At 48.2% G+C, this 22,660-nt stretch carries 24 protein-coding genes and 2 other annotated features; of the genes, 1 reads left to right on the forward strand and 23 read right to left on the reverse strand.

Features of this window, described 5'->3' with window-relative positions; translation table 11 throughout:
• Positions 1 to 871, forward strand: an 871-nt coding sequence (locus BN1765_RS18850) for an IS3 family transposase (protein WP_147554275.1), incomplete at its 5' end; no start/stop codon positions are given.
• Between the two features lie 58 nt (positions 872 to 929).
• Here BN1765_RS18850 and spoIID read toward each other — a convergent pair.
• The 23 genes from spoIID to BN1765_RS18965 all read right to left on the reverse strand — a co-directional run bounded on the left by spoIID (position 930) and on the right by BN1765_RS18965 (position 22,644).
• Complete coding sequence (gene spoIID, locus BN1765_RS18855; protein ID WP_230199550.1) at positions 930 to 1,964, reverse strand: stage II sporulation protein D; 1,035 nt, start codon at positions 1,962 to 1,964, stop codon at positions 930 to 932.
• A gap of 176 nt (positions 1,965 to 2,140) precedes the next feature.
• Positions 2,141 to 3,439 carry a UDP-N-acetylglucosamine 1-carboxyvinyltransferase gene (gene murA / locus BN1765_RS18860; RefSeq protein ID WP_050616566.1) on the reverse strand — a complete coding sequence of 433 codons (1,299 nt, stop codon included), beginning with the start codon at positions 3,437 to 3,439 and terminating at the stop codon, positions 2,141 to 2,143.
• A 32-nt stretch (positions 3,440 to 3,471) separates the two neighbouring features.
• Positions 3,472 to 4,203: a YwmB family TATA-box binding protein gene (locus BN1765_RS18865; RefSeq protein WP_050616567.1), complete on the reverse strand. Its 732-nt coding sequence runs from the start codon at positions 4,201 to 4,203 to the stop codon at positions 3,472 to 3,474.
• 145 nt (positions 4,204 to 4,348) lie between these two features.
• Positions 4,349 to 4,585 carry a DUF1146 family protein gene (locus BN1765_RS18870; RefSeq protein WP_050616568.1) on the reverse strand — a complete coding sequence of 79 codons (237 nt, stop codon included), beginning with the start codon at positions 4,583 to 4,585 and terminating at the stop codon, positions 4,349 to 4,351.
• A 345-nt stretch (positions 4,586 to 4,930) separates the two neighbouring features.
• On the reverse strand, positions 4,931 to 5,716 hold the full coding sequence (gene trpA, locus BN1765_RS18875; RefSeq protein WP_050616569.1) for a tryptophan synthase subunit alpha: 786 nt from the start codon (positions 5,714 to 5,716) through the stop codon (positions 4,931 to 4,933).
• Positions 5,713 to 6,915 (reverse strand): tryptophan synthase subunit beta, encoded by a 1,203-nt coding sequence (trpB, locus tag BN1765_RS18880; protein ID WP_050616570.1) that lies wholly within the window; start codon positions 6,913 to 6,915, stop codon positions 5,713 to 5,715. The genes trpA and trpB overlap by 4 nt, the downstream gene beginning before the upstream one ends.
• A gap of 1 nt (position 6,916) precedes the next feature.
• Positions 6,917 to 7,531 carry a phosphoribosylanthranilate isomerase gene (locus BN1765_RS18885; RefSeq protein WP_050616571.1) on the reverse strand — a complete coding sequence of 205 codons (615 nt, stop codon included), beginning with the start codon at positions 7,529 to 7,531 and terminating at the stop codon, positions 6,917 to 6,919.
• Positions 7,528 to 8,307 carry an indole-3-glycerol phosphate synthase TrpC gene (gene trpC, locus BN1765_RS18890; RefSeq protein WP_050616572.1) on the reverse strand — a complete coding sequence of 260 codons (780 nt, stop codon included), beginning with the start codon at positions 8,305 to 8,307 and terminating at the stop codon, positions 7,528 to 7,530. Before trpC ends, BN1765_RS18885 begins: the two co-directional genes overlap by 4 nt.
• Complete coding sequence (gene trpD / locus BN1765_RS18895; protein ID WP_050616573.1) at positions 8,307 to 9,329, reverse strand: anthranilate phosphoribosyltransferase; 1,023 nt, start codon at positions 9,327 to 9,329, stop codon at positions 8,307 to 8,309. The genes trpC and trpD overlap by 1 nt, the downstream gene beginning before the upstream one ends.
• Positions 9,326 to 9,931 (reverse strand): anthranilate synthase component II, encoded by a 606-nt coding sequence (locus BN1765_RS18900; RefSeq protein ID WP_050616574.1) that lies wholly within the window; start codon positions 9,929 to 9,931, stop codon positions 9,326 to 9,328. The genes trpD and BN1765_RS18900 overlap by 4 nt, the downstream gene beginning before the upstream one ends.
• Positions 9,928 to 11,307 (reverse strand): anthranilate synthase component I, encoded by a 1,380-nt coding sequence (trpE, locus tag BN1765_RS18905; protein WP_050616575.1) that lies wholly within the window; start codon positions 11,305 to 11,307, stop codon positions 9,928 to 9,930. The genes BN1765_RS18900 and trpE overlap by 4 nt, the downstream gene beginning before the upstream one ends.
• 72 nt (positions 11,308 to 11,379) lie before the next feature.
• Positions 11,380 to 11,636 (reverse strand) — a binding site (T-box leader).
• A 32-nt stretch (positions 11,637 to 11,668) separates the two neighbouring features.
• Positions 11,669 to 11,919 (reverse strand) — a binding site (T-box leader).
• Between the two features lie 86 nt (positions 11,920 to 12,005).
• The gene (gene nuoN, locus BN1765_RS18910; RefSeq protein ID WP_050616576.1) at positions 12,006 to 13,523 is read right to left on the reverse strand and encodes an NADH-quinone oxidoreductase subunit NuoN; all 1,518 of its coding nucleotides are present in this window, start codon (positions 13,521 to 13,523) and stop codon (positions 12,006 to 12,008) included.
• Positions 13,524 to 13,529: 6 nt separating this feature from the next.
• Positions 13,530 to 15,050: a complex I subunit 4 family protein gene (locus tag BN1765_RS18915; protein WP_050616577.1), complete on the reverse strand. Its 1,521-nt coding sequence runs from the start codon at positions 15,048 to 15,050 to the stop codon at positions 13,530 to 13,532.
• Positions 15,047 to 16,912: an NADH-quinone oxidoreductase subunit L gene (gene nuoL / locus BN1765_RS18920; protein ID WP_050616578.1), complete on the reverse strand. Its 1,866-nt coding sequence runs from the start codon at positions 16,910 to 16,912 to the stop codon at positions 15,047 to 15,049. The genes BN1765_RS18915 and nuoL overlap by 4 nt, the downstream gene beginning before the upstream one ends.
• A 76-nt stretch (positions 16,913 to 16,988) precedes the next feature.
• Positions 16,989 to 17,303, reverse strand: a complete 315-nt coding sequence (nuoK, locus tag BN1765_RS18925) for an NADH-quinone oxidoreductase subunit NuoK (protein WP_050616579.1) — start codon at positions 17,301 to 17,303, stop codon at positions 16,989 to 16,991.
• Positions 17,300 to 17,815 (reverse strand): NADH-quinone oxidoreductase subunit J, encoded by a 516-nt coding sequence (locus BN1765_RS18930; RefSeq protein WP_050616580.1) that lies wholly within the window; start codon positions 17,813 to 17,815, stop codon positions 17,300 to 17,302. Before BN1765_RS18930 ends, nuoK begins: the two co-directional genes overlap by 4 nt.
• The gene (nuoI, locus tag BN1765_RS18935; protein ID WP_050616581.1) at positions 17,812 to 18,231 is read right to left on the reverse strand and encodes an NADH-quinone oxidoreductase subunit NuoI; all 420 of its coding nucleotides are present in this window, start codon (positions 18,229 to 18,231) and stop codon (positions 17,812 to 17,814) included. The genes BN1765_RS18930 and nuoI overlap by 4 nt, the downstream gene beginning before the upstream one ends.
• A 76-nt stretch (positions 18,232 to 18,307) precedes the next feature.
• Entirely contained in the window at positions 18,308 to 19,306 is a 999-nt protein-coding gene (gene nuoH / locus BN1765_RS18940) for an NADH-quinone oxidoreductase subunit NuoH (protein WP_050616582.1), read from the reverse strand.
• A complete protein-coding gene (locus tag BN1765_RS18945) occupies positions 19,306 to 20,406 on the reverse strand; it encodes an NADH-quinone oxidoreductase subunit D (RefSeq protein WP_050616583.1) in 1,101 nt (366 codons plus the stop codon). The genes nuoH and BN1765_RS18945 overlap by 1 nt, the downstream gene beginning before the upstream one ends.
• Before the next feature lie 4 nt (positions 20,407 to 20,410).
• Positions 20,411 to 21,205, reverse strand: a complete 795-nt coding sequence (locus tag BN1765_RS18950) for an NADH-quinone oxidoreductase subunit C (protein ID WP_050616584.1) — start codon at positions 21,203 to 21,205, stop codon at positions 20,411 to 20,413.
• Positions 21,206 to 21,207: 2 nt separating this feature from the next.
• Positions 21,208 to 21,720, reverse strand: a complete 513-nt coding sequence (locus tag BN1765_RS18955) for a NuoB/complex I 20 kDa subunit family protein (RefSeq protein WP_050616585.1) — start codon at positions 21,718 to 21,720, stop codon at positions 21,208 to 21,210.
• Entirely contained in the window at positions 21,711 to 22,085 is a 375-nt protein-coding gene (locus BN1765_RS18960) for an NADH-quinone oxidoreductase subunit A (protein WP_050616586.1), read from the reverse strand. Before BN1765_RS18960 ends, BN1765_RS18955 begins: the two co-directional genes overlap by 10 nt.
• A gap of 154 nt (positions 22,086 to 22,239) precedes the next feature.
• Complete coding sequence (locus BN1765_RS18965; RefSeq protein WP_050616587.1) at positions 22,240 to 22,644, reverse strand: F0F1 ATP synthase subunit epsilon; 405 nt, start codon at positions 22,642 to 22,644, stop codon at positions 22,240 to 22,242.
• Positions 22,645 to 22,660: the final 16 nt, after the last annotated feature.

Genomic DNA, 22,660 nt, shown 5'->3' on the forward strand with positions numbered 1-22,660 from the left:
ACAAGCAGCGTTATCATACGAACTCAAAGAAAAATACCGATTAAAAGATGTGTTATGTAGGGTGAATCTACCTGAAGCCACTTATCATTATCATATAAAAAAGATGAAGGAAGAGAATCCGGATCAAGAACTTGAAGTGTGTATTCAAGCCATTTTTGAAGAGAACAATGGCAATTACGGATACCGTCGAATCCACCTGGAATTGAGAAACAGGGGGATCCTGGTAAATCATAAAAAGGTGCAGCGCCTCATGAAGAAACAAGGGCTTAAAGGAGATAAATTCAGAAGGAAATCGCGTCGGTACAGCTCATACAAAGGGAACGTCGGGACAATAGCTAAGAACCGCATCCACCGACGTTTTTACACGAATGTGTGTCATCAAAAATTGACCACTGATATCACAGAGTTCAAGTGTAAAGAGGGTGTAAAACTGTATTTAAACCCTATTATGGATTTATTCAATGGTGAAATTCTTTCGTATGGAATAGGGCCGCGTCCAACCTTAGAGCTTGCCCTCCAGCCTCTTGAGAAAGCACTGGATATCGTGAAAGATTCTCCCTATAGAACAACCGTTCATTCCGATCAGGGATGGCACTATCAACATAAAAAATGGGTCAAAACCCTCCAGAAGAACAAGGTATTCCAAAGTATGTCCCGGAAAGGGAACTGTTTGGATAATTCACCGATGGAAAACTTTTTCGGATTACTCAAACAAGAGATGTATTATGGAGAAGCTCTGTGTACGTATGAGGATCTTAAAGAGAAGATTGAAACCTATATTCATTATTATAATAACAAGCGAATTAAACAAAAATTAGCTGGCATGAGCCCGGTTCAATACCGTCTTCACGCCAGCCAATTAGTTGCTTAATATAAAACTCTAACTTTTGGGGGTCACCTCAATGAAGACAGTGCTTTTTCCTATTGCTTTATTTTCGGGCGACAATCTTATTCACTACCGGATCTGCCGAGGCAATCTGAACATTTTGGTAGTAATATTCAATAATCTCTTTGTATGTTTTTCCTTCTTTGGCCATGCCATTGGCTCCATATTGGCTCATTCCTACGCCGTGGCCATAACCCTTTGTCGTGATAATGATATTGTTCCCTTTCCTCTTCCAAGTGAAGTCCGTCGATTTCAGTTCCAGGCGTTCACGGATGGCTTTTCCGGTCAGTTCCTTCCCTCCGAAGCTCACGGACGCCACTCGTTTCCCCGGTGTCCGCCCTGTTATTTGGCCGATATCCGTTTTATTTTTCAGATTGATGCCAAGTTTCTTCTGAAATTGGCCAAGGGTCATGATTTTAGTGTCGGCAAACTTAGGCGAAGCCTTATCCCAGGGAGATGCCACACTTTTGAGATAGGGGGCCGCATTTTTCCAATAGGCTTCCGAATTTTCCGTATAGCCATTGCTGGTGGAAAAGAAGAAGGCGGTAATCGGCTGTTGATTGTACGTAATAATTTCGCCTTTTGTCGCGATGACTGCTTTGGCGATTTTGTTAAGCTTCCAGCTATAATCATCTTTCCATATGGCTTTCATTTCTTTATCGCTCTTATAGACTTGGTCATTGACCGTGTCGGAAACATCCGCTCCTTGTAAATCGCCGGAGCCGCCCCTGACCATGGAATCAATGATAAATGTGCGCGCTGTCAGTGCTTGCGCCTTTAACGCCTCCAGTTCAAACGTTGCCGGCATTTCTGCCGCCACAACACCCGCCACGTATTTCTCCAGCGGCAGCTTTTCCGTTTTCTGAGTGGCATGCCTCAATACAGCCACTTCGATTTTGGAATCATTCAATGCCTGCAGTGCATCATCCTGTTCTTTATTGGTGGATGGATGCTCTTCCAGCAAGGCGCCATTCTCTTGACCCTCTTTGTAAAACGGAAGCACCAAGACGGCAGGGATTAATACAGTAATGAGTGCCACAATCATCATTAGTACAGCGATAGGCTTGATAGATTTCACTAGAACGGCCTCCCTCTCAATCTGTCTCACTGTAACATCCTATGGGATCCGTGCGGGAATTATGACCTTTTTCTCTCTCAATCCCCCATTTTACCGGCTATTCTAGCAATCTTAAAACCATCAAAAAAAGCCCTGCCGGATTAGCGGCAGGGCTCGTTTTTGTGCAAAGGCGGAAATCATGCTTTAATTTCGGCTACTTTGCTTTCTGTATTCAAATCTTCATTAATACGTTCAATATCTGCACCAAGGGCAGCCAATTTACCATGGAAATTCACATAACCACGATCCAAGTGCTTCAATTCCGTTACACGTGTAACGCCATCGGCTACAAGTCCTGTAAGGATAAGTGCTGCAGCTGCACGCAAATCGGTTGCTGCCACTTCCGCTCCTTGTAAATCGGACGGTCCGTTAATGATGGTTGAACGTCCTTCAATTTTGATATCGGCATTCATGCGGCGGAATTCTTCCACGTGCATAAAGCGGTTTTCAAAAACCGTTTCAGTGATCATGCCTGTTCCTTCAGCCTTCAACAGCAATGCCATCATTTGTGATTGCATGTCTGTAGGGAAGCCTGGGTGAGGCATCGTTTTGATATCGACTGCTTTTAAGTGTTTTGTTCCTCTTACACGCAAGCCTTCGCTCTCTTCAGTAATCTCTACACCCATTTCCTGCATTTTTGCAATAAGGGATGACAGGTGCTCGGCGACAGCGCCTTTCACCAATACATCGCCTTCTGTAATGGCTGCAGCTACCATGAATGTACCGGCTTCAATACGGTCAGGGATAATAGTATGGGTAGTCCCTGTAAGCGATTCAACGCCTTCGACGCGAATCGTTGCAGTTCCCGCACCTCTGACTTTAGCGCCCATCTTATTAAGAAGGTTTGCTAAATCCACGATTTCAGGTTCTTTAGCAGCATTTTCAAGAATAGTTGTACCATCGGCAAGCGTCGCAGCCATCATAATGTTTTCAGTTGCGCCTACACTCGGGAAGTCTAAATAGATTTTCGCGCCGTGCAGTTTTCCTTCAGCTTCAGCTTCAATAAATCCGTTGCCTACTTTTACTTTCGCACCCATTGCTTCGAATCCTTTAAGGTGCTGGTCAAGCGGACGGGATCCAATCGCACAGCCTCCCGGCAAAGCAACACGCGCTTTTCCGTTTCGAGCCAAAAGTGAGCCCATAACTAAAACAGATGCGCGCATCTTTCGTACATATTCAAATGGTGCTTCAACAAATAGCTCTCTGGATGCATCTACAGTGATCATGTTATTGTCAAATGCTACATCAGCATTCAAGTTGCGTAATACTTCGTTAATCGTAAATACATCGGAGAGAGTAGGCACGTCTTTAATAACGCATTTACCATTGCTTGCTAATAATGTTGCAGCGATAACAGGCAGTACGGAGTTTTTAGCTCCTTCAATTTTGACCGTTCCAGTCAGTCTGTTTCCGCCGCGGACGATGATCTTTTCCAAAAGTATTCCCCTCCGCGTCCATTTTCTCTATATTAATATTCAAATGTTATGATGGGTGTGCCAATTACAAAGGAAGTACTTGAGCCCATTCCATCAGATCTCATGGCTAGTTGTAAATTATATTGTTTGTTCACATATGTCTGCTTGAATAAAGGCGATTTCGCCGTAATGGAAATAAACTTTTTTTCTTTTAAACTTTCTATTTCCACTGCCTTGAAATCTTTCATCCAGGCGTTTATTCTAGAAGTTAAAACCTCGTCAATAGTATCATTGAAGCGCCCTTTGATACAAGTGAAAAATGTGGTATTTTGCCTGAATAAAAATTTTTTCCTGTTTTGAATCCGTTCTTTCATTTCTTGTTTCCATTGAGGCCTATATGTCGTTCCCTGGATTTCATATGTAATATATGACTCTTGCCTGTTCGTGCGTGCAAGAGCAAACGTCACGGTCTCCCGCACATCTGCATCCCGGTATACGCCCACCGCCGTTATCTTGTCAGGCTGGTGATCCATATTCCATTTGAAACTAGGAAGTTTAGCTTTTAGTTGGTTAAGTTGCTCTTTGAATTCATTTTCATCGGAGATAGAGAGTAGCAATTCTCTAGCTGTCAGCGACCATCCCTCTATTTTTATGTTTTTATTCTCTTTTAAAATGCTATAAATCCGATCCAAATCAGCTTCATCGCTCGTAGCCTCAGTCGTTATATTCCCAACACAGAACCATATGAAACCAAATATAATGGCATACATCAAAAAACGTTTCATTTTTTTGCCCCCCGAAAGATACTTGCTATTAAGTCTCTCCAGAAAAGGCCAACCATATACTTGTTATGTTCCTATTAATCTGTGAAGCTGGTATGTTAAAAAAAGCACAAATATACCAAAACGGACTGCCAGGGCGATTAAACATTTACCGAAATAGATAAGGCAATTGTCTTGACCATGATAAGTAATTCAGGAAAAACGTACTCACCAGTGTCCCGATGGCAATCGTCAAGAGAATATACAGCACTCTTGCCTGCACGACCCGGTTTCCTCTGAGCAATTTGTCAAAGTGTAAAGCCTGGAGGGCCCACCAAGTGATAGCTATGAAAAATAGATGCGAAGCAATTCCAAGCATCGCTTGTTGTCCGAGATTTGCAAACATGCCGGCTTCCTCCTTTTATAACTCCACCTTCCATTTTAACATAGATTGGCTGAAAAAAGAGGATTTTCGGTGGGATACAAATATTACAATAAATTCCCAAATACCAACCTATATATTATATAAATAAACAGCCGGCTAGTAAACAAAATACTTTTTCTTTTTAGAAAAAGGGAATTTTAGACTAGAACCCTGCCCCCAGGCATTCCCGGCTATATCCAAATACATAGAAACCGCACGAAAAAAGAGCAGCTTTACAGTGGCTGCTCCCATAACATGTATCCTGTTCGAACTGGCTCTAGGACTCCCATTTCCAACCTTCATGAAGGCAGGGGGACAATGTTTCGCTTATTCCCGCATGCCTATTCCATTCGCTCCATGAATGAAGTCCTCGATCTCTTTTATTTTTCCTTCCTGCAAATGATTAATGATCTGGCTCCCGACAATGACGCCCGCACAGGCTTCGCCCATTTGGCGGGCCTGCCCGGGAGAGGAGATGCCGAATCCCGCCAGGACTGGGATGGAGCTGAGGCCGGCTAGTCTTCTGATATACGCAAGCGAGCTGGCTTCGGTTTTTTCACGCACTCCTGTTACTCCTTTAACCGCCACAGCATAGAGAAAACCTTCCGCGCCGTCCGCAAGAGCCTGCAGCCGCTGCAGCGGGCTTGTAATGGATGCCAAACGGATCAGGTCAATCTTATAGGGCTGCAGGTATGGCTTGATTTCCACTTCCTCCTCGAGCGGCAGATCAGGGATGATGCAGCCGTCTATCTCGAGTGCGGCGCAGGATTGCGCAAAGGAGGCTGCGCCCATGGCAAGAATCGGATTGAAATAGGTCATAAAGATGAGCGGGATATGGATATGCTCACGGACATCCCGAAGTGCCTCAAAAATCCCCGGCAAGGTTGTGCCTTCTGCCAGCGCTCTCTTCCCTGCTTCCTGGATGACAGGGCCATCAGCGGCCGGGTCGGAAAAAGGAATCCCTATCTCAATCATGGTAGCGCCCGCTTCCTGCAGCAGCTTTAGAGTCGGCAGTAATCGATCAAGGCCCCCGTCTCCGGCCATTATATAAGGAACGAAGCATTTCTTTCCGCTCTCATTCACACGTCGAATCACTGTTTCAATACGGCTCATTTGGCTCTCCCTCCTAAATATCCTTTTACTGCTTCCACGTCTTTATCTCCTCTTCCGGATAGGCAGACCACGATATTATGGTCTTTCGGCATTTGGCTGGCCAGCTTGATGCTGTAGGCGACAGCATGCGCGCTTTCGAGAGCCGGGATGATGCCTTCTTTCCTGCATAACAGTTGAAGGGCCTCTAATGCTTCTTCATCGGACACCGCTGTATAATCCACCCTTCCGTTATCTTTCAGGAAGCTGTGTTCCGGACCGACGCCTGGATAATCAAGACCCGCAGAAATACTGTGCGCCTCGATTACCTGGCCGTCGCCATCCTGGAGAAGATACATTTTTGCTCCGTGCAGCACGCCTGTCTTGCCTTTGGTCAACGAAGCTGCATGCCAAGGCGTATCAATTCCTTTGCCTGCTGCCTCCACGCCGACCAACCTGACCGCTTTTTCCTCTAAGAATGGATAAAACATTCCCATTGCATTGGAACCGCCGCCGATACAAGCAACGACCGCATCTGGCATCCGTCCGTGCTTTTGTTGAAATTGGGCCTTTGTTTCGCGGCCGATGACACTTTGGAAATCGCGCACAATCTGTGGAAACGGGTGCGGGCCGAGAACAGAACCAATCAGGTAATGGGTGTCTTCCACGTGTGCCGTCCAGTATCTCAGTGCTTCATTGGTTGCGTCTTTCAACGTGGCGCTTCCTAATGACACCGGAATCACTTCAGCTCCCAGCATTTCCAAGCGGAATACATTCAATTTCTGCCTTTTAATGTCTTCCTCGCCCATGAACACCCGGCATTCAAGATCCAGCAAAGCAGCGGCTGTCGCCGTTGCCACCCCGTGCTGGCCGGCTCCTGTTTCTGCAATCACCTTCTTCTTGCCCATCCTTTTTGCCAATAGGGCCTGCCCCATCGTGTTATTGATCTTATGGGCGCCGGTATGGTTCAAGTCTTCACGCTTCAAGTAAATCCGGGCGCCCCCGGCATATTCTGTCAGCCGCTCCGCATAATAAAGCGGCGTTTCCCGGCCCACATATTCTTTTAGATAATAGTCCAGTTGTTTTTGAAAATCTGGGTCCTTCTTGGCTTCTTCGTATTCTTTTTCTAATTGGACAACGGCTTCCATCAGCGTTTCCGGAATGAACCGGCCTCCATAGATCCCGTAGCGCCCGTCCTTGGTTGGCAATGAATAAGCTGCCATTTCACATCGCTCCCTTTGCTTTTTTGATAAATGCCTCCATCTTTTTCAGATCCTTTACGCCATTGCTTTCCACACCGCTCGACACATCCACCATATAAGGCTTTGCAAGAGCAATGGCTTGCTCCACGTTATCAGCTGTCAGTCCGCCTGCTAAAATCAGCTTTCGCCCTTCCATTCCAGCTTGCAAGCGGGTGAGCAGCCCCCAGTCGAACGTTTTGCCGTTGCCACCGTGGTAGATCTCTTTCGGACTGTCCGCCAACAAGTAAGGGCTGGTGTACCGGAAGGCGCGGAAGGCATCTTTCTCACTGCGGATCCCCACCGCTTTAATGGCCGGGACAGAGAGCGAACTACACAACACATCGCTCTCATCGCCGTGGAGCTGCACCATCGTCAGCCCGCAATAATCAACAGCCGCTTCCATGTTTTCACGGCTTTCATTTACGAAAACCCCGACTTTTTCTCCCTTTTGCGGCAGCTGCCTAATGATTGACCTGGCCCTTTCCAGCGAAACCTGCCGTGGGCTGGAGGCAAAGACAAATCCCAAAGCATCCGCTCCCATGCGGAGGGCTGCTGATGCATGTTCTGCATCCATCATTCCGCATATCTTCACTTTCATCTGCCTTCCCTCCTCACGGGCCGGGTCAATTCAGCCATGGCGGCCTCTATATTGTCCGCACACATCAGCGCCTCTCCGACCAGAATGCCGCCGGCTCCCGATAGTAGCGCTTTTTCTGCATCCAGGCGTGTGTGGATGCCGCTTTCTGAAATGAAAAGAGTGTTATCTTTTTTGCCTAAAGGGATCAATTCAGCTGTCGTGTCGAGCGTGACTTCGAAGGTGGAAAGGTTGCGGTTATTGATGCCAATCACCTCTGCGCCCAGCTCCAAAGCTGCCTCCAACTCCCGTTTGTCATGGACTTCGACCAGAACTTCCAATCCTAACGCAGTGGCTTCTTTGTATAAATACTGAAGTTGTCTTTCCTCCAACGCCGCCACTATCAACAAAACAGCATCCGCGCCGGCCGATTGCGCTTTCCGCAGCTGAATGGGATCGATAATGAAGTCCTTGCATAAGATCGGAATGCCGACCGCCTTCCTGACTGCTTCTAAATCTCCATAGCTTCCTTTAAAAAATGGTTCATCGGTCAGAACCGAGATGGCCGCAGCCCCTGACTTTTCATACAGGATGGCTCTGGCAGCAGGATCGATGTCCTTTTTCAGCTCGCCTTTCGAAGGCGACTGGCGCTTGATTTCGGCAATCACACCAAGAGGGTGCTGCTTCTGGATCGCTTGTTTCAGCGATAGCGGCTCCCTCTTTAGGGGAAGGATACTCTCTGCTTTCAATTGTTTGATCTTTTCTTCTTTTTCCGCCAGTATCTGTTGAAGAATATTCATTATAGGACCATCCTCCTTCTTGAGCTTTTTTCGGCCAACTTCCGCAGGATGCTGTAGGCTTTACCGCTATCGATGCTTTCCTCCGCCCTTTTAATTCCTTCCTTAACCGTAGCCGCCCTGCCACCGGCATAGATGCCCAATCCCGCGTTCAATAGGACGGTATCCCGATATACCCCTTTTTTGCCTTCAAGGACAGATACAAGAATACGGGCATTCTCTGCTGCATCCCCTCCTCTGATGGCTTCATTCGGAACAGCCGCAAGCCCCACTTCTTCCGGGGAAAAGGTAAAATGATGGACACATCCATTCTCGAGCACCGCCATCACGTTTTCACCGGCCAGGGAGGCTTCATCCATAAAACCCGCCCCGTTGACCACCACTGCACGCTTGCGGCCGAGCTTTTTAAGAACGTCGGCAAATAACCCCACATATTGCCGCCCATACAGGCCAAGAAGCTGAAAGTCCAAGGAGACTGGGTTGGTCAGTGGGCCGATCAAGTTAAAGATCGTCGGGATTTTCAAGTCTTGCCTTACTTTCATGATGCGTTTCAAATTCGGATGGACATAGGGGGCAAATAAGAAGGCAAGGCCTACCTCATCCAGCAATTCAGCCACAGCTGCCGGAGGCTGTTCCAGATCCACGCCGAGCATTTCCAATACATCGGCGCTTCCTGTTTTGCTGCTGACACTGCGATTGCCGTGCTTTGCAACCTTAATGCCGGCACCCGCTATGACAAAAGAAGAAGTGGTACTGATATTGAAGCTATGCGTCCCGTCCCCGCCCGTCCCGCAATTATCCATAACCCCCTTGATGCGCGAGGTAAAAGGGAGCGCTTGTTCACGCAAAGCTTCCACGAGCCCCGTTATTTCCCCTACACTTTCGCCTTTCGATTTCAGCGCGATCAACAAGCCGGCTATTTCGCTGTCTGACACATCCTCTTTAAAAAGCGCCGATCCAACCGCCTTCATTTCTTCATGCGACAATGATTGCTTGCTCGTCAACATCTGCAAATAATGTTTCAAATCCTGATCTCCCCTTTCCTTTCTCCGTGATACACGTTTACCTGGCGCAAAAAATTCTGGATGTATATCTCCCCATTCTCCGTTCCGATCGACTCCGGATGGAATTGCAGACCGTACGTCAAATGCTGCTTATGCTGCAATGCCATGATTTCCCCATCGGCCGCTTGTGCAGTGATGCAAAGACTTTCTGGCAGGCTTTCGCTAGCCATTGCCAGCGAGTGGTATCTCATGACTTCGATTGATTCAGGCGTGCCGGCAAAGATGCCCGTTCCCGAATGGCTGATGATTGAACGCTTTCCGTGCATAATCCGTTGGGCTCCGACGATTTCTCCCCCAAAAGCAGCAGCAATCGCTTGATGTCCCAGGCAAATGCCCAATATCGGAATTATGCCGCTGAATTTCTTTACTGCCTGCATGCATATGCCGGCATCTTCAGGCCTCCCCGGACCCGGTGAGAGCACAATTGCACTTGGCTGGAGGTTCTCCAGTTGCTCCAAGGAAAGGGCATCGTTCCTGGCCACTTCCACATCACTCTCGTACTTGCCGATCTGTTGATAGAGGTTATAGGTGAAAGAATCATAGTTATCGAGGATTAAAATCATACCTCCACCTCCATGAGCGCCTTCGCTTTATGAAGGATTTCCCCAAATTCCGCAGCCGGATCTGAATCATAGACAATGCCAGCTCCCGCCTGGATATACGCTTTGCTTTCTTTCACGACCATCGTCCGGATGGCAAGGGCAAAATCAAAGCGTCCGCTGTAAGAGAAATAACCGACCGCTCCTCCATACAGCCCTCGTTTTTCAGCTTCCAACTGATTGATCAGGTTCATTGCCCGGATTTTCGGCGCCCCTGAAACGGTGCCGGCGGGAAGGCATGATGCCAGCACCTCTTCATTTGAAATGCCCGGATTTTTGATGCCCCTCACTTCCGAAACCATATGCATGACATGCGAGTATTTCTCGATCAGCATGTATTTAACCAATTCCACCGAACCGATCCTGCACACCCTGCCAAGATCGTTGCGTCCCAAATCCACCAGCATCATATGCTCAGCCAACTCCTTCTCATTGCGGAGCAGCTCACTTTGCAACCGGCCGTCTTCTTCCGGAGAACGCCCTCTTTTGCGCGTTCCGGCGATCGGGTTCGTATAGACGGTCTCTCTGTCGCCTTTCAATAGACTTTCCGGCGAAGATCCCACCACTTGATAATCCCCAAAATCGATATAGTACATATAGGGGGAGGGATTATTCCGTCTCAAGCTGCGATAGAAAGAAAAAGAGTCCCCTTCAAAAGGAGCCGAGAACCTGGACGACAAGACGATCTGAAAAACCTCCCCAGCGACGATTGCTTTTTTGGCGGCTTCGACCATGGCCATGAATTTTTCTTTTGAAAGATGGCTGTTGAAATCAACCGTCGCACCGCTTTCTGCTTTTTTCCCTTGTGGCTTTACTCCCCGGTAGATGTCAGCGGCAATTTCGGCTGCGCGTTTTTGAAAGTGCGCTTCTTCCTGGTCACTGCCTGCCGAAAGGATATAGGCCCTCTGCAGGATGTGGTCATAGACAACAATATCCTGGTAAAACAGCAAATGGGCGTCCGGCATTTGAATGCAATCGGGAAGCTCGCCCCCAATCTCCTCATATTGGCGGATCATGTCATAGCCTATATAGCCGATTGCTCCTCCCACTAAAGGAAAAGGAGAATCTCCATGCACGCTTTCTTGTTGCAGAAAGCTGCTCAGCACATCCAGAAACCGGCCTTCTTTTTGGATAGAATCTCCTCCTTCCAGCACAATCGTGGCTCCGTCAGCAGAGACCAGCTCCCGGCCGGGATTGCAGCCTATAAATGAATAGCGCCCTTGCTGTTCATGCTTGAGAGAGCTTTCCAACAAACATTTCTTGCTGCCGGTGATGCTGTGGTAGATGCCAATCGGCGTCAGCATATCCCCTTCGAGTTCCTTCACGAATAGTTTCTTCATCCAATCACCCCTCAACGTTATTTAAAAGCAGCGTGCCCGGAACATAAAAAAATCCCCTACAAGCGAATGCTTGTAGAGGACGATCGAGACCGCGTTGCCACCTCTGTTAAAGAAATAAATTATTTCTTTCACTTTCTTCAGGTACGCAAAGAAAGACATCTTTGGTATACCCTATCCCTATAACGGAGGAAACCGTGCCCGCTTACCTACTAGATTCAGCGGGCCTCTCATAAGCCCATTCAAACGGAAATGCCTGTCGGCTCGCACCAGCCGCCGACTCTCTGAAAAAGCATGATTCCATTCTACTTACTCTTATTCAACGATTTTTTTATTCTATTTCCACACAAAAAGGGCTCCCATCCCAAAGGACGAGAAACCCGCGGTGCCACCTTTATTGGCTGTAAACAGCCACTCAACCGGTATCGACGCATGCCCTGCATGCATATGAATACCCGCCTCTTATAACGGAGAGGTCATTCGCCGGAGCCTACTTCAAACGGTTCGGTCCGGATGCTCGGAAGCCCATTCACTATGAACCCATCGCTGATTCGCACCTTCCATCAGCTCTCTTGAGACTTCGCCATAGATACTCTTCTTCGTCATCGCACTAAAGTATTCTTAATTTTTAATTATATTATCACACCTCCACCTACCTGTAAACCCCAATCTTTTAAATTTTCAGATTATTAAACCCGCTTTTATTGCAGGAAATCCTCAAAATCGCCGAAATGGCTGAATAAAAAATCAATAGCAACGCCGGGAACTAGGCCAAGACCGATCGTTCCGAATGCACAAACCACAAGCACAATCATTACGCCAGCCGGCAAACGGGATGAAAAACGGGGTCCGTCCTGGTTTCTGAAAAACAGCTGTTTCATGATACCGAAATAATAAACATACGAAATAATAGTCCCGACCAGCAGAATGGCAGCCAGCGCATAATGGCTGGGATCCATAGCGAATGCACCCAATAATATGGAAAGCTTGGCGATGAATCCCGCGGTTCCCGGAATACCGGCCATCGATAGCAGAAACAGGGCAAAAAGGACAGCAAGCACCGGGGCCTGTTTATACATGCCGGCAAACGAAGAAATATCTTCACTTCCTGTTTGGTCCCCGACATGCTGTATGACTGCAAATGCACCTATACTCATAAATAAATAGGCCGCCAAGTAAAACCAGATGGCACTGGTCGTGAAGTAGCCAAGCGCTCCGATAGCAATCAATATATAGCCAGCATGGGCAACGCTCGAGTAGGCCATTAAGCGCTTCAGGTTTTTTTGCTTCAGCGCCACGAGATTGCCAATCAGGATCGTCACAGCCGCCACGACCCCGATAAAAATCTTGTACCTGTCCAAAAACCCGACGATTCCTTCCATATCACCCGGTGCATTCAGGAACAGGGCAAGAAGGAGCCTCAAGAGCAGAATAAAGCCGGCTGCTTTACTGATGACACTAAGAAAAGCTGCGACAGGCGTTGGGCTGCCTTCATAAACGTCCGGCGCCCACATATGGAAAGGCGCGGCTCCCAGCTTGAAGCATAATCCGACAAACATCATGAAAAAGGCAATTCCACAAATATACAGAAGCTGCCCATCCCCAATCTGGGATAGGATGGTTCCCATTTCTTTCAGATTGGTCGTCCCCGTCAAACCATAGAGGTAGCTCATCCCGAACAAGGTAATTGCCGTTGATATTCCCCCGTTGATCACATACTTGATCGAAGACTCGCTGCTCTTCGCATTCCCTCTCCGGATGCCGACCAATATGTAGGAAGAAATAGATAAAGTCTCAAGCGCTACAAACAGAGTGACCAAATCTCCGCTTGATGCCAACATCATGGCTCCAAGCAAAGCAATCATGAATAAATAATAGAATTCTCCCCGTGTCTCCTTCATCCCCTCTTTCGGACGATAGCTGACCGCCAATAGAAGAACGAGTGCACCGCCTACCAACAGGATAAACTTGAACGCCACCGCAAAAGAATCCAAGCGGAATGTGTCCCCAAGAATGGAAACAACCTCTTCGGACATCAGGGGCACCAATGATGCAATGGCTAAAACCGTACCAGCAAGCGCCCCATATCCAAGATTGCGGCGTCCATATTTAGCGGGCATGCATAAATCGATCGTACACAAAACTACAGCCATGCCAAGAATGATGAATTCAGGCAGCATGGCACTCCACTGAAAGGAAAGCACCGTTTTCATATCCAACTTTCATCATCCCCCTAATCCAGTCGTAATCTGTGTAATGGCCGGTTGTGCATACTCCAGCAGCAAAGCTGGATAAATACCGATGGCAATAACCAATAAAACGAGCACGGAAGCAGGCGCCCATTCACCGGCCTGCAAGTCCCCCTTAGGACGGAACAACTGAAACCGGACCGGGCCGTAAGTGATCCCCATCACCAACCGCAGGATATATACAGCCGTCAACACCAAAGCAAGCGACGCTACCGCCCCCCACACAGGCTGGATATGGAACAGGGCAAGAAAAGGAAGGAATTCACCGATAAAGCCGGATGTGCCCGGCAAACCGATGGACGCCATCCCAGCAGCCAATAAAAAGCCGGAAAGGCGCGGCATTTCTTTAGCCAAACCGCTCATTTCATCGAGCTGTAAAGTAGCCGTCCGTTCATACAGGCAACCAGCCAGCAGGAAGAACAGCGCCGAGATCAAGCCGTGGGAAACTACTTGGACGACGGCGCCCTGAATGCCAGCTTCGTCCATGACACTCAGCCCAATCAACACAATTCCCATATGGGATACCGAAGAGTAAGCCAGCACACTGCGCACATCTTTCTGAAGCAAAGCCAGGAAAGCCCCATACAATAGATTCACCAAGCCAAGAGCCAGGATGATGGTTGCTGCATCCTTGAACTGTTCGGGAAAAAAGCCGATGCCGAAACGAATCAGGCCATAGGCGCCAATCTTTAATAAAACACCCGAGTGGAGCATAACAATCGGCAGCGGCGCTTCTCGATGGACAGCGATCATCCACGAATGGAGAGGCACGATAGGCAGCTTCACCCCCAAGGCAATCAGCAAGGCAATAAGGAGGCTGTATCTCAGTGGTTCACTCATATAAGTGACCGTTGAACCGCCATACGGCAAGAGTTGCTGCAAGGCGCCGATCTGGTCGGTTCCCGTTTTGGCGAAGATGACCATAAAGACTGCAAGCAGAAGCAAAGAGCCGAGCCCGTTGTAGACCAAAAACCGGAAAGCAGCCTTTTCCTTCCACTCGCCTCCCCATTTTGCGACCAGAAAAAACAGCGATACAAGCGTCATTTCGAAGAAAGCGAAAAACAACAATAAATTACCGGCAACAAATACACCGATCATCCCTGTTTCAAGCAGCAACAGGAGGATCCCATACACTTTCCATCCTTGTTGGATCCAGCGCAGCGAGGCAAAGAAAGCCAAGCAAGAAAGCAGTGTCGAAAGCAATAACAGCAACAGCGACAGGCCATTCAAGCCCAATTCGATATTCACGGAAAAAAGCGACGACTGGACCTTGGCAAAATTGCCGAAATGGAACCATTTCCACGAAGCATCAAACACCTCGAGCGGCGCTCCCCCCCGATAACGGAAGGATACATACAAGGACAGCAAAAAAGGCAGCAGGACCGCGGCTAGCGTGATGCCTTTAATCAACCGGCCATTTCCTTTAGGCACAAAACATAAGGCCAATACACCGATCAAAGGGAGAAGAACCACCAACAACAACACGAATCCGTTCATCCGATATACCCTCCCGTCGCAGCAAAAATGAACAGCATAGCGGCAAGCCCTATTATGGCGACCGTTCCATACAGCTGAACTTGCCCATTCTGAAAGAAAGAGCCTGCTTTCGCTAACTGCCGGACGCCGCTCGCGATTGCCTTCATAAGGCCTTCAACGATAAACATTTCGACAGCCAGCAAAAAAATACTGATGCTTTGTACAGCCGGAATCACGCTATGGCCATACCATTCGTCCACATAGAAGTGATTCTTCGCGATCAGATACCCTTTGCTTGCCGCAAATCCTGACTTCTCCCTATTGCGTTTTTTACCATACAGCCTATACGCAGCGCCTATGCCTGCCAGAGACACAAGCACACTGGCAAGCATGATCCAGCCGCTTCCTCCTCCGTGTGTACCTGCCAACAGGTGATTGCCGTCTGCAAGCCAGTCTTCCAGATAGGTGCCGAACCATGGCGTGTTCACATAGCCGCTCACCGCCGCCAAAATTCCGAGAATCATGATGGGAAGCAGCATCGAAACCGGCGCCTCGCTAATCGTCCGGTCCTTCGTTTCTCCGCGTCCGGCGAAAATGAGGAAAAACAAGCGGAACATATAAAAAGCGGTCATACAAGCGGTCAGCAAAGCGATAAAAAACAAGATGTAATGGCCATCATTCCAGACGGCTACCAGAATCTCATCCTTACTGAAGAATCCGGACAACAGCGGAAAACCGGATAATGCCAGCGTCCCTATCAGGAAAAAGGGCCCAGTTAGCTTCAATTTTCCCCAGAGCCCGCCCATCTTGCGGATATCCTGTGTCGACAGGGCATGAATGATGCTGCCCGCTGCCAGAAACAGCAAAGACTTGAAGAATGCATGCGTCATCAGGTGGAAAATCCCCGCCGCATATCCAGCCGAACCGAGAGCCAGCATCATATAGCCCAGTTGGCTGATTGTTGAATAGGCAAGCACTCTCTTAATATCATTTTGCGTAATGGCAATGATGGCTGCGAATAAGGCCGTAAAGCAACCGATGATGCTGACTGTCAGCATTGCCGCATCGCTTGCCGCAAAAAGCGGATACATCGTTGCAACCAAATAAACCCCTGCAGCCACCATTGTCGCGGCATGAATGAGTGCCGAGACCGGAGTCGGCCCTTCCATTGCATCGGGAAGCCATGTATGGAGAGGGAATTGGCCGGACTTGCCGATCGCCCCAATAAAAATCAACACGGCAATCAATGTGATGGTTCCCGAGGAGAGGATTTCTGCGTCCACCGCCTGAAAAATAGCGCTGAATTCAAAGCTGCCTGTTTTCCAGAATAAGAGGATTATCCCTATGAATAAGCCGACATCGCCAATCCGCGTCATAATAAACGCCTTTTTGGCAGCGTCGCGGGCTTCTCTTTTTTCAAAATAGTAACCAATCAATAAAAACGAACCCAGCCCCATTAGTTCCCAAAACATATACAGCTGCAGCAAGTTTGGGCTCATGACCAAGCCGAGCATGGAAAAGGTGAACAGGCCAAGATACGCATAAAAAGTCGAAATACGGCCGTCTCCGCGCATGTATCCTTTTGAATATGTATGAACCAAAAGACTGACCAACGACACAATGACAAGCATCAGCGCATTTAACGGATTGATTTCAATCCCTGCCGTAATCTGGGCGTCTCCGATACGAAGCCATACTCCCTCTGCTTTAAAAGAAGGACCCGCCATCCTTTCCCAAAGGACGAAAACAGACAAAAGAAAAGAAACCATCGTACAGGCAATGCCTATATATGCACTCCTTTCCTTCAGATGCTTCCCTGACAAAAGCAGCACGATGAACGATAACAACGGCAGCAGAGGGATAATCCAAGCATTTTCCATCATATTTATTCCCCTTTAGCCCATATGCCTGATACAAAAGGTCATATGGTTATTTCTGGTATCATAGAGATTGCTCTTCTCAATGCTTCATGGAATCAGCATCGTCTACGTTGACCGACTGGCGTGTACGGTAAAAAGCGATCAAGAGGGCCAAGCCGACTGCGACTTCAGCCGCGGCTACAGTCATGCTGAAAAGAGAGAACACCTGGCCGGCAATAGATGGAACCAGGCCATGTTTACTGAAAGCGACCAGATTCAGATTGACTGCGTTGAGCATGAATTCGATGCAAAGCAAAACGATGACAATATTGCGTTTCGTCAGCGTTCCGTACAGCCCGATGCAAAACAGCACCAGCGCCAGTACAAGATAAGCGGACAATGGCACTCCGTTCATTCGGCTTCCTCTCCTTCCTCTCTTTTCGCCAGGATTACTGCTCCGACCAACGCCGCCAATAAAAGAACGGAAGCCAATTCAAACGGTATCGGATATTTGCTGTACAACTCCATGCCGATCTGTTTCGTATTGTCTTCATGAAGAGCCGCTCCTTCAGAACCGAAATCTAAGTCGTAAATGCCCATATACACAACCGCGGCGAATATAGCGATTCCAGCCAAAGCAAACCATTTACCCTGCTTTTTTCTCCGCTTTTCTTCTTCATCATTTTGCTTCGTCAGCATAATGCCGAACAGCATCATAATCGTAATGGCACCTGAATAGATGAGGATCTGGACCGCCGCCAGAAATTCTGCCGACAGGAGAATATATAAACCGGCAATGCTGATGAAAGTGAAGACGGCCGCAAGCACCATATGGACCACCTTCTTCATCGCCAGCATCATCAATCCGCCCCCCACCACCACTGCTGCCAAGGCTATAAAGGCAACATATTCACCGGAAACATTCATGCCTTGTTCTCCTTTCTGAGATTGCGGTCGTTTTCGTCAAGCCACTCCAGATTTTTAAATAATTGATCACGGCTGAATTCAGCCAGCTCAAATTGATGGCTCATAATAATGGCTTCCGTCGGACACACTTCCGTGCATAAATCACATAATATGCAGATCTCAAAATTAATATCGAATGTCTCGATGATCTTCCCCTTTTTTTCCGGGTCCGGATGTTTGCTGCCCTTTAAGTTGATACAATCGGTCGGGCATATATTCGCGCATTGATTGCATACTGTGCATTTCTCCGGATAGAATTTCTGGATGCCCCTGAACCTGTCAGGGACTGGCAAGGGCTCATCCGGATAGGCATACGTAACCTTGGAACGAGAAAGGTTCTTGAGCGTATAAGTCAACCCCTTAAAAAGTCCGAGCATGATCCCACTCCTTTGTAAATGGTTAAGCAGATATCACTTTGGCGGGAGATTTGCCTCCCTACTGGCTGAATACTCTTTAGAACAGCACCTTAACAAGCGCTGTAAGAAAAATATTGGCCAGCGCCAATGGCAATAGCACCTTCCAGCCGAATTCCATCAATTGGTCGGCGCGTAGCCGCGGCCATGAAGCCCGCAACCAGATCAGCACAAAGACAACCAGACTGAATTTAAGCGCGAACCATACGGCTCCCGGAATAAAGCCAAGGAACGGCAAAGGAAGCCAGCCGCCAAGGAACAAAATGGCGGTAAGGGCGCTCATGGCAAACAGATACACATATTCAGCGAGCATAAAGAATGCCCAGCGAAAGCCGGAGTATTCTGTGTGAAAGCCCGCCACCAGCTCGGATTCCGCTTCCGGCAAATCGAAAGGCGTCCGGTTCAACTCAGCGACAGATGCAATGATAAAAATCACAAAAGCGAGCGGCTGCATAGCAATCATCCACAATTGCTTTTGGGAAGCGATGATGTCATTCAAATTGAGGCTTCCGGCAATCATAATGACACCGACAACCGACATCACAAGCGGGATTTCATAGGAGATCATTTGGGCTGCCGCCCGCATTCCGCCAAGCAGGGCATATTTATTATTGGAAGCCCAGCTGCCCGCCACAATGCCCACTGTTGTGATTCCCGACACAGCAATATAGTAAAGGAGCCCGATTCCCAGGTCAGCGAATTGAAAATGCTCTGTGAACGGGATGGCAGCAAGTACCATGAAAGCTGGCGCGAAAGCAATAATCGGCGCCACTATAAACAGCGGCCGGTCAGCCAGCTTCGGAATAATGTCTTCTTTTAAAAGCAGCTTCAGCACATCGGCAACGGTCTGGAGGATGCCCCATTTCCCGCCGACGGTATTAGGGCCGAAGCGGAGCTGCATGAAGCCCATCACCTTCCGTTCAGCCAGGATGGCATACGTCACAAAGCCAAGCAGGATGAACAGAAAAATGATGGCGCAGACAGCAAATGCCAAAAAAGTATGCCAACTTGGCTCGGTATTCAGCCAATTTGCCACCATCAGCCATCCACCTCCCCAAGCACAATATCGATTGCACCCAGAATGGCAATCAGGTTGGCGATATTTTCGCCTTTCAACAGCTTCGGCAGTATTTGCAAATTGTAGAAAGACGGCCTCCGGAATTTGAGCCTGTACGGTTCTTTCTTCCCTTCGCTGGCGATATAACAGCCCAATTCTCCTCGCGGCGATTCAATCCGGACAAACGCTTCGCCTGCTGGAGGCTTTACAATCCGCGGCACCTTGCCAAGAATTGGTCCATCTGCAGGAAATTGTTCGGCCGCCTGCTCGACGATCCGCAGCGACTGCTCTATTTCGTCCATCCGGCAATGGTAGCGGGCCCATGCGTCGCCCGTCTCATAAACCGGAATGTCGAAATCGAACCGGTCATAAATGCTATACGGCTCATCCTTGCGCAAATCCCAATCGACCCCGGTACAACGGATATTCGCCCCGCTCAATGAATAGTTCAGCGCTTCTTCTTTCGTATAGGCGCCGACCCCTTTTATTCTGTTAATAAAAATGTCGTTGCCAGTCACTAAATCATGGTATCCTGCCAGCTGTTCCCTCATATAGGGGACAAAGGCCTTCACCTTATCGATCCAGCCGTCCGGCGCATCCCATTTCACTCCGCCGACCCTCATATAATTGAATGTCATTCTGGCTCCCGACAGTTCGTTCAGCAGATTAAGAATCATTTCCCTTTCCCTGAACGCATAAAGAAACGGACTGATGGCCCCGATATCCAACAGATAGGTCCCCCACCAAACAAGATGGCTAGAAATCCGCCCAAGTTCCATGGCCAACACTCGAAGGTATTCAGCCCTCTCGGGAATCTCTAGGCCCATCATCGTTTCCACCGCATGGCATAACACATAATTATTGGTCATGCCCGCCAGATAATCTAAACGGTCGGTATAAGGAATAATCTGTGTATACTGCAGGTTTTCAGCGATTTTTTCCGTGCCGCGGTGCAAATACCCGATCACCGGTGTAGCTTCGACAATCGTTTCTCCATCGATTTTCAGCACAAGGCGGAATACACCGTGTGTGCTTGGATGTTGGGGACCTACATTCAAAAGCATTTCTTCCGTGCGGATCATTTATTTACACCTCCCCATCATACGGTTCATAATCCTTTCTTAGCGGATGCCCCACCCAGTCCTCGCCAAGAAGCAGGCGTTTAAGGTTTGGATGATTGGTGAAGGTGATGCCCAAAAGGTCATACACCTCGCACTCCGGCCAATCAGCCCCCTTCCATAAAGATGAAAGAGTAGGTAAAACCGGATTATGGCGGTCGACTTTCACTTTTACGGCGACTGAGTGCCGGTATGTGGAAGAGCACAGCTGCACATAGACCTCAAAATGGTCGATGAAATCTGTTGCATGCAATTCAGCCAAATAATCAAACTGCATTTCCCCATCGTCTTTCAAGAAGGAAGCCAATGTATAGTAGTGCTCAGGTAAGGTTTCAATGACAGGAAGATGCTTTGACAGCCGGTTGATGGCAGCCGAATGGATCGTTTCTTTGCCAAGCCGCTGTTCGATCCGCGCGATCATGCGATCCAAGGCCGGCTGATTGGGTGAAGGCACTCGTTCTTCCGCTGCTGTTTCCTTTTTTCTTTTGGCAGCGCGCTCTTTTGCCAACAGTGCCGCCTTCGCTTTGGCTTCCGCTATTTTCTTGGCTTTTTCGGTTTCTGCTTGCAAGTCAGGATCGGTGGTTGTTTTTGTGGTTTCTTCTATGGGTTTGACCGATATCTGTTCTGTTGGAGCTCCCTTATGCGGTTGATGAAGGTTATCTTCTTTTGAAGGAATCGTTTCTTGGGATGAGGGCAATGTTTGGTTGGGATTAATGGGTTCAATGGTTGCCGATGGTTGCTGAGACAGTTGCTTTTCTTTCACTTTTACATCACCCGCTTTCCATGCTTGGCTTCATAGCGGATTTTTTCACGGAGCTTATTGATTCCATACATTAGGGCAGCCGGATTCGGCGGGCATCCCGGTATATAGACATCGACCGGCACAATCTGGTCGACTCCTTTCACTACACTGTATGAATAAACATACGGTCCCCCGGCTGTGGCGCAAGAGCCCATGGCAATGACCCATTTCGGCTCCGGCATTTGGTCATAGAGCCTACGGATGATAGGGGCCATTTTCTTCGTGACAGTCCCGGAGACAATCATGACATCCGACTGGCGCGGCGAGGTGCGGAAGAAGGAACCAAACCGATCCAGATCATAATGGGAAGCCCCTACTCCCATCATTTCGATGGCGCAGCAGGCCAGTCCAAAAGTCATCGGCCACAGAGAATTGCTCCTTGCCCATCCTTTCACTTGTTCCAATGTGGCGAGAAAGACATTCTGCCGCAGTTCTTTCATCTCTTGCTGAGTAATGCCGTCCAATTTCAAGTCCATTTCAGCACCTTCTTTTTCCATGCATATATTAGTCCAATAAGCAACACGGCCACAAAAAGCATCATTTCTATCAAGGCAAACAATCCTAGCTGATCGAATGCTACTGCCCACGGATAGAGAAAAACGGTTTCCACGTCAAAAATGACGAACAACAAGGCAAACATATAATAGCGGACATTAAATTGGCCCCTTGAATCTTGAAACGGCTCAATTCCGCTCTCGTAGGTCGTATACTTCTCCGCTGAAGGCTTGTAGGGCCTTAACCATTTGCCGATAAAAAGGGCAACCACAGGCAGTAATACACCCAGACATAAGAAAATCAGCACAATGACATAATTATTCTGGTAAACGTGCAATGAATCCATGCCACTCCCCCTTGTTTACTATCAAAACCCAATCCGTCCTTATACAAGCATATTAGACGGGTGCCTATTTTATTTATAGAATTTCTTTTTGTCGGCAAAAACGAAAAAACAGCACAAAAAAAAGCCTGCATGTTTCCATGCAGACTTTCCTTATTTATTTCAGGCTTTCATATATGTTAATTCGGTTGATGGCACGTTTTAACGCCAACTCAGCTCTTTTTGCATCTACATTACGTTGCTGATCGTGCAGAAGATGTTCTGCCCTTGACTTGGCAGCCATTGCTCTAGCAATATCAATGTTTTCTGCTAGTTCGGCCGTTTGGGCTAAAATAGTAACCTTATCGGGACGGACTTCCAGGAAACCGCCGCTGACAGCGACAAATTCCGTCTTTCCGCCTTGCTTAATGCGCACAGCTCCAATTTCTAAAGGAGCTACCATTGCGATATGGCCCGGCAAAATACCAAGCTCACCGCTTTTGGCTTTTGTGCTGACCATTTCGGCTTCACCGTTAAATACTGGGCCATCGGGAGTGACAACACTGACTTCTACCGTCTTCATTTCATACCCTCCTAGG

This window comes from Bacillus testis (assembly GCF_001243895.1).
GTDB classification, from domain to species: domain Bacteria; phylum Bacillota; class Bacilli; order Bacillales; family DSM-1321; genus Bacillus_AD; species Bacillus_AD testis.

Coding starts and splice junctions, on each gene's coding strand:
- trpA (WP_050616569.1), bottom strand. CDS start 5,716: ATGAGCCGTATTGAAACAGTGATTCGACGTGTGAATGAGAGCGGAAAG.
- BN1765_RS18960 (WP_050616586.1), bottom strand. CDS start 22,085: ATGGATTCATTGCACGTTTACCAGAATAATTATGTCATTGTGCTGATT.
- trpC (WP_050616572.1), bottom strand. CDS start 8,307: ATGAATATTCTTCAACAGATACTGGCGGAAAAAGAAGAAAAGATCAAA.
- BN1765_RS18915 (WP_050616577.1), bottom strand. CDS start 15,050: ATGAACGGATTCGTGTTGTTGTTGGTGGTTCTTCTCCCTTTGATCGGT.
- trpE (WP_050616575.1), bottom strand. CDS start 11,307: ATGAAGAAACTATTCGTGAAGGAACTCGAAGGGGATATGCTGACGCCG.
- BN1765_RS18955 (WP_050616585.1), bottom strand. CDS start 21,720: ATGGACTTGAAATTGGACGGCATTACTCAGCAAGAGATGAAAGAACTG.
- nuoL (WP_050616578.1), bottom strand. CDS start 16,912: ATGATGGAAAATGCTTGGATTATCCCTCTGCTGCCGTTGTTATCGTTC.
- nuoH (WP_050616582.1), bottom strand. CDS start 19,306: ATGGTGGCAAATTGGCTGAATACCGAGCCAAGTTGGCATACTTTTTTG.
- BN1765_RS18865 (WP_050616567.1), bottom strand. CDS start 4,203: ATGAAACGTTTTTTGATGTATGCCATTATATTTGGTTTCATATGGTTC.
- BN1765_RS18870 (WP_050616568.1), bottom strand. CDS start 4,585: ATGTTTGCAAATCTCGGACAACAAGCGATGCTTGGAATTGCTTCGCAT.
- BN1765_RS18945 (WP_050616583.1), bottom strand. CDS start 20,406: ATGATCCGCACGGAAGAAATGCTTTTGAATGTAGGTCCCCAACATCCA.
- nuoK (WP_050616579.1), bottom strand. CDS start 17,303: ATGAACGGAGTGCCATTGTCCGCTTATCTTGTACTGGCGCTGGTGCTG.
- trpB (WP_050616570.1), bottom strand. CDS start 6,915: ATGGCAGCTTATTCATTGCCAACCAAGGACGGGCGCTACGGGATCTAT.
- BN1765_RS18965 (WP_050616587.1), bottom strand. CDS start 22,644: ATGAAGACGGTAGAAGTCAGTGTTGTCACTCCCGATGGCCCAGTATTT.
- BN1765_RS18930 (WP_050616580.1), bottom strand. CDS start 17,815: ATGAATGTTTCCGGTGAATATGTTGCCTTTATAGCCTTGGCAGCAGTG.
- BN1765_RS18885 (WP_050616571.1), bottom strand. CDS start 7,531: ATGAAAGTGAAGATATGCGGAATGATGGATGCAGAACATGCATCAGCA.
- nuoI (WP_050616581.1), bottom strand. CDS start 18,231: ATGCTCGGACTTTTTAAGGGGTTGACTTATACGCTCAAGAACCTTTCT.
- BN1765_RS18900 (WP_050616574.1), bottom strand. CDS start 9,931: ATGATTTTAATCCTCGATAACTATGATTCTTTCACCTATAACCTCTAT.